5 protein-coding genes and 2 pseudogenes are annotated in these 5614 nt (G+C 37.2%); all 7 read left to right on the plus strand.

Annotation, left to right across the window (positions count from 1 at the left end; genetic code table 11):
• Positions 1-599, plus strand: a pseudogene (locus tag QVP90_RS12155) (gfo/Idh/MocA family oxidoreductase); the annotation flags it as partial.
• 9 nt (positions 600-608) lie between these two features.
• Positions 609-1877 (plus strand): Gfo/Idh/MocA family protein, encoded by a 1269-nt coding sequence (locus tag QVP90_RS12160; protein ID WP_021936588.1) that lies wholly within the window; start codon positions 609-611, stop codon positions 1875-1877.
• Positions 1874-2125 (plus strand): hypothetical protein, encoded by a 252-nt coding sequence (locus QVP90_RS12165; RefSeq protein WP_021936589.1) that lies wholly within the window; start codon positions 1874-1876, stop codon positions 2123-2125. Before QVP90_RS12160 ends, QVP90_RS12165 begins: the two co-directional genes overlap by 4 nt.
• A 68-nt stretch (positions 2126-2193) precedes the next feature.
• A pseudogene (locus QVP90_RS12170) lies at positions 2194-2868 on the plus strand (3-keto-disaccharide hydrolase); the annotation flags it as partial.
• A gap of 155 nt (positions 2869-3023) precedes the next feature.
• Positions 3024-3764, plus strand: coding sequence for an FAD:protein FMN transferase (locus QVP90_RS12175; protein ID WP_221659026.1), 741 nt, complete (start codon positions 3024-3026; stop codon positions 3762-3764).
• 107 nt (positions 3765-3871) lie between these two features.
• Complete coding sequence (locus QVP90_RS12180) at positions 3872-4960, plus strand: family 43 glycosylhydrolase (RefSeq protein WP_376706735.1); 1089 nt, start codon at positions 3872-3874, stop codon at positions 4958-4960.
• 32 nt (positions 4961-4992) lie between these two features.
• A partial coding sequence (locus tag QVP90_RS12185; RefSeq protein ID WP_288204418.1) for an acetylxylan esterase occupies positions 4993-5614 on the plus strand: 622 nt, incomplete at its 3' end.

The raw sequence follows: 5614 nt of genomic DNA on the forward strand, positions 1-5614 counted from the left end.
TTCCTGCTGAGGTGGATATGCTTTATGCAAACGGACATAATAAGTTCTTTTTTCCTTATTCTTCTACTATTTTGTTCCGCTTCCCTGAGCGTGGTAATATGCCTGCTTGCGATGTTACGTGGTATGATGGGATCGATAATTTGCCACCGTTACCAGCCGGATATGGAAATAATGATTTAGATCCGAATATTCCGCCTCCTTCCAGTGGACAAATTATACCGTCACAACTTAATCCCGGAAAAATAATATATGGTAAAGAATTGACCTTTAAAGGTGGAAGTCATGGTAGTACACTGACTATCATTCCTGAAGAGAAAGCAAATGACATTGCCCCCAAACTTCCAGAAGTACCTCAAAGTTCTTCTAATCATTATGAGAATTTCCTGCTGGCGTGTAAGGGACAGGAACAAACACGGTCTCCGTTCCATATAGCTGGCCCGCTTAGTCAAGTCTTTTGCTTAGGGGTAATTGCGCAACGATTAAATAGTAAATTGTTATTTGATCGGAATTCGAAACAAATTACAAATAATGCCATTGCCAATCAACTGTTAGTCGGAACACCACCTCGTAAGGAGTGGGAGGAATTCTATAAACTGTAAAAAATATTTATGAACAGACGGGACTTTTTAAAGAATATAGGAATAGCCGGAGGGAGCGTTTTATTGGCATCCAGCCCTTGGCTTTCGGTACTTTCTGATGCAGAACATACGGATAAATTTGTTGCGAACTTAGGAATTATCGGAGTTGGTTCACGTGGACGTTTTTTAATGAGTTTTCTAAAGAATAACGTAAAAGCGAATGTGATCGGTATATGCGATATCTACCAACCTTCCGTTGATGAGGCTCTCAAGATTTATCCGACGGCAACGATTTATGATGATTATCGTAGGCTGCTGGAGAATAGAGAAATAGAAGCGGTTATTATAGCAACGCCTCTGAATACTCATTTTCGGATAGCGATTGATTCTTTTGAGGCCGGTAAACATGTATACTGTGAAAAAGCGTTGGCTATGACAATAGAAGATTCTTTTCGGATGTATGAAAAGCACCGAACTACCGGTAAGATTTTTTTTACTGGTCAGCAACGCCTTTTTGATCCTCGTTACATACAGGCTATGGAAATGATTCATGCAGGTAAATTCGGTGAATTGGAAGGTTTTCGTACATATTGGTTTCGTAACAATGACTGGCGTCGTCCTGTCCCTTCACCAGAGCTGGAAAGACATATAAATTGGCGGTTGTATAAAGAGTATTCTAAGGGATTGATGACTGAGTTAGCCTGTCATCAAGTGCAAATCGGTACCTGGGCGATGCATAATATACCCAACAAAGTCATGGGGCACGGTGCTATCACCTATTGGAAAGATGGGCGCGAAACCTATGATAATGTTTCTTGTATTTATATTTTTGATAATGGTGTAAAATTGAATTTTGAATCGATTATTTCTAATAAGTTTTATGGTCTGGAAGAACAGATATTGGGAAATCTGGGAACGATGGAACTTGAGAAGGGGAAATATTATTTTGAAACAGTAGAGCCGGCTTCCGGTTTTCTACAGCTAATCAATGATGTTGAAAACCGAATTTTTGATTCTTTACCCTTTGCGGGAACGAGTTGGGCACCGGAAACGGCGAATAACAATGTAGGTGAATATATTTTGGGCGAACGGCCTAAAAGTGATGGAACATCTTTAATGATGGACTCTTTTGTTGAAGCGGTTATTACAAACCGACAACCCAAATATATCGCGGAAGAAGGTTATTATGCAACAGCTTTGTGTTTGCTTGGACATGAAGCTATTGAGACCGAAAAGGCTGTAGTTTTTCCTGATGCATATAAAATTGATTATTTGAATCATAAAAGAATTGTTTTATGAAAGATACGATTATAACAGCTGAAAGAAAAAAAGTAGAGATACGTACTTTTTTGATTTGCTTTCTTTTGGCTAATTTGGTAAATGTTTATGCTATTGTTACTTATGGTACTTCTATTAAAGAAATAGCAACTCAAGTAGGTTATGTGTTTTTGTTGGCTGTTGTTCTGTATTTACTACGGAGTATTTTGTTGATTGCGTATATCTTGGTAAAAAAAATAATTAATATTAATAATACTCGAATAAAATGAAAAAGATTGCTTTGTTGTTTTTAATGGCAACGTTCGTAACTACTGTTTTTTCACAGACTATACAAAAAAATAGTGAATCTAATACTTTGTCGTTACAGGAGCGGGAAGAGGGCTGGAAATTGTTATGGGATGGTAAAACCACTAATGGCTGGCGTGGGGCCAGATCTACAACATTTCCTGATAAAGGTTGGGTAATTGAAGATGGTATTTTAAAAGTTCTGAAATCGGATGGTGGTGAATCTACTAATGGTGGTGATATTGTTACCATTAGAAAATATAGAAACTTTATTTTAAGTGTTGACTTTAAAATAACCAAGGGAGCTAATAGTGGAGTGAAATATTTTGTTGATACAGAATTGAATAAGGGTGAAGGCTCTTCTATCGGATGCGAGTTTCAGATTCTTGATGATGAAAGGCATCCGGATGCGAAATTAGGTGTGAACGGAAACAGAAAGTTAGGGAGTTTATATGATTTGATACCTGCCAAAGCCGGTAAACCATACCGTGACGGTCTTTTTAATAATGCTACTGTTGTAGTGAAAAATAATCATGTAGAACATTGGCTGAATGGTGTGAAAATAGTGGAATATGAACGTAATAATCAAATGTGGAATGCATTGGTCGCTTATAGTAAATATCATATTTGGCCTAACTTCGGAAACGCCGAAACGGGACATATCCTGTTACAAGATCATGGAGATGAAGTTTGGTTCCGGAATATTAAAATAAAAGAACTTGATTAATCATGTTTGATAAGGGACATTGAATACGGATTGTTTCGGGTAGGGTTAACTGCTGACTGTTTTTGTTTATTGTTTTTTAATATTTTATGCCTGTCCAATACATATATAAACAAATAGATACATGCAAAACGATTTATTATGCATGGTTCGAGGCGATGCATACACGTATTGATCTTATACTATGCAATCAACCACAGGTTGATTCATTGGCTGTTACTGAAGAAATTTATAATGAGATAGAACGAATAGAGAGGTTAGGCAATCGGTTTAATCCTACGAGTGAAATAAGCCTCATTAATCGCCTAGCTAGTGGTACGGCAATAGAGATAACTGCCGAATTATTTTCAATTTTGTCGGAATGTATTGAGTATAATAGGAAGACTGACAGGGTATTTGATGTTACGATACACTCTAAAAATAATTATCGGCATGGAATTAATGACATCCTACTTAGTACTACGGATCAAACTGTATTCTTTTCCCATCCGGATGTACAGATCGATTTATCCGGTTATTTAAAAGGGTATGCACTTGACAGGGTAAAAGATATTCTTGTCAGAAATAATTCTTGTGATGTTCTTGTTAATATAGGCAATAGTTCTATTCTGGCTATGGGAAACCATCCGTATGGGAAAGGATGGAAAATAGGAACTGTCTCTTCCCGGTTAGCTAAAGATAAAGAGGGTTGGCTTTATAACGAATTTCTGACGACTTCGGGTAATGATTCGCACAAGCGTAAACATATTATAAATCCACATACGGGTGAATATGTCGAAGGAGTGAAAGAAATGTCAGTTGTTACGACTGAGGGAGTATTGGGTGAAGTAATTTCTACTTCATTCATTATCAATCCTGAAATTAAAATTAAATCTAATTTTGATTTTCGTATTTTGTAGCTATTCTCATTTTTAGATGAACTATTTCTTTTTTAATCGAAAGGATGACAACGTAGTATATGAAAAATTTAGTAAAAACATTTATTCTATCTGTATGCTTGTTGACGATGGCTTTTTCAATTTTTGCTCAAGAATACGGAGCAGCAGATACACGCGAACCGAAAACTCGTATTCCATCTTTTGTGAAACCGGAATTTGATTATTGGATGAGAGACACATGGGTAACTTTAGGGCCTAATGGCTATTATTATATGACGGGTACTACTGTTGCTCCTAATCGGATTTTTAGGGGACAATTACATTGTTGGGATTGGAATGACGGTTTATATCTCTGGCGTTCTAAAGATATGAAAACATGGGAGTCATGCGGATTGATCTGGTCATTAGAGCGCGATGGAACTTGGCAAAAAGAGCCCAAAATATATCGGACTGATGAAGAATATCCAAAAAGATCGATTAATGGGGATTCGCTTGATAATTGTTTTCGCGCTGTTTGGGCACCCGAACTGCATTATATAAAGAGTGTAGGAAAGTGGTTTATTGTTGCTTGTCTTAATCAGTCAGCTAGTGGAAAAGGATCTTTTATATTAAAAAGTATGACGGATAACCCGGAAGGTCCTTATGAGAATATAGCAGGAAATAGGAATCGGCCTTTATTTAATCAAATAGACGGTAGTTTGTTTGAGGATACAGACGGGACAGTTTACTTTGTCGGACATAATCATTATATCGCTAAAATGAAACCTGATATGAGTGGTTTTGCAGAGGAACTTAAGGATATACAAGAAACCAAATATTCTCCGGAACCGTATATTGAGGGAGCTTTTATTTTTAAACATGCCGGAAAATATCACTTGGTGCAGGCTATTTGGTCACATCGAACTTCGGCAGGAGACACTTATGTGGAAAAGAAAGGAATTACTGATAAACATACGCGTTATAGTTATGATTGTGTGATTGCTACTTCTGATAATGTATACGGGCCGTACGGCGAACGTTATAACGCGATAACGGGAGGTGGTCATAATAATCTGTTTATGGATAAAGCTGGTGATTGGTGGGCCACTATGTTTTTTAATCCGAGGGGGGCGCAGGCTTCCGAATATGATGTTACTTGTCGTCCCGGATTGATACCGATGAAATATGAAGGTGATAGATTCACGCCTGATTATGACAGAAATAAATTAATAGATTAAGTTGAATAATCGTAAATTAATAGATTTTTAATATGAAAAAAAATGTATTTTCATTTTACTTCCTCATGACATTATTATGGGGAGGTACTTTCGGGCTAAAAGCTCAACCTGCTCAGAAATTAGTTAATGTGGTGGTAGCTCCTAATCGAACTGACTGGAAATATAAGTCGAAAGAAGAGGTTACTTTTGCTGTTCAGGTTTTCAAAGATGAGAACTTGTTGAAAGACGTGATAGTGGATTATGAAATAGGACCGGAATCTTTTCCTGTTGAAAAGAAGTCCGATGTGCTTTTAAAAGAAGGTAAGACTACTTTGAAAGCGTCACTGAAGGAACCCGGATTTTTGCGTTGTAAAGTAATTGCTAAAGTGGATGGTTATAATTATGAAGGGATGGCTACGGTGGCTATTGATGAGAAACGGATTTTACCGTTTACTTCTGAGCCGAAAGATTTTGATAGTTTTTGGAACCAATCTATTGAAGAGATTCGTAAAGTTCCTCTTGATCCTAAAATGATATTGTTACCAGAGAAATGTACTTCGACTCAAAATGTATATCATATAAGCTTTCAGAACGATCGTCCGGGTTCTCGTATGTATGGAATCTTGATTGTCCCGAAGAAAAAGGGGAGTTACCCGGCGGTTCTGCAAGTTCCGG

This window comes from Bacteroides sp. CAG:189, from assembly GCF_000432295.1.
Lineage (GTDB): Bacteria > Bacteroidota > Bacteroidia > Bacteroidales > Bacteroidaceae > Bacteroides > Bacteroides salyersiae.

What these genes read in the sequence shown, in the direction of transcription:
- QVP90_RS12165 (WP_021936589.1), top strand. Translation starts at nt 1,874, where the DNA reads ATGAAAGATACGATTATAACAGCTGAAAGAAAAAAAGTAGAGATACGT.
- QVP90_RS12160 (WP_021936588.1), top strand. Translation starts at nt 609, where the DNA reads ATGAACAGACGGGACTTTTTAAAGAATATAGGAATAGCCGGAGGGAGC.
- QVP90_RS12175 (WP_221659026.1), top strand. Translation starts at nt 3,024, where the DNA reads ATGCATACACGTATTGATCTTATACTATGCAATCAACCACAGGTTGAT.
- QVP90_RS12180 (WP_376706735.1), top strand. Translation starts at nt 3,872, where the DNA reads ATGGCTTTTTCAATTTTTGCTCAAGAATACGGAGCAGCAGATACACGC.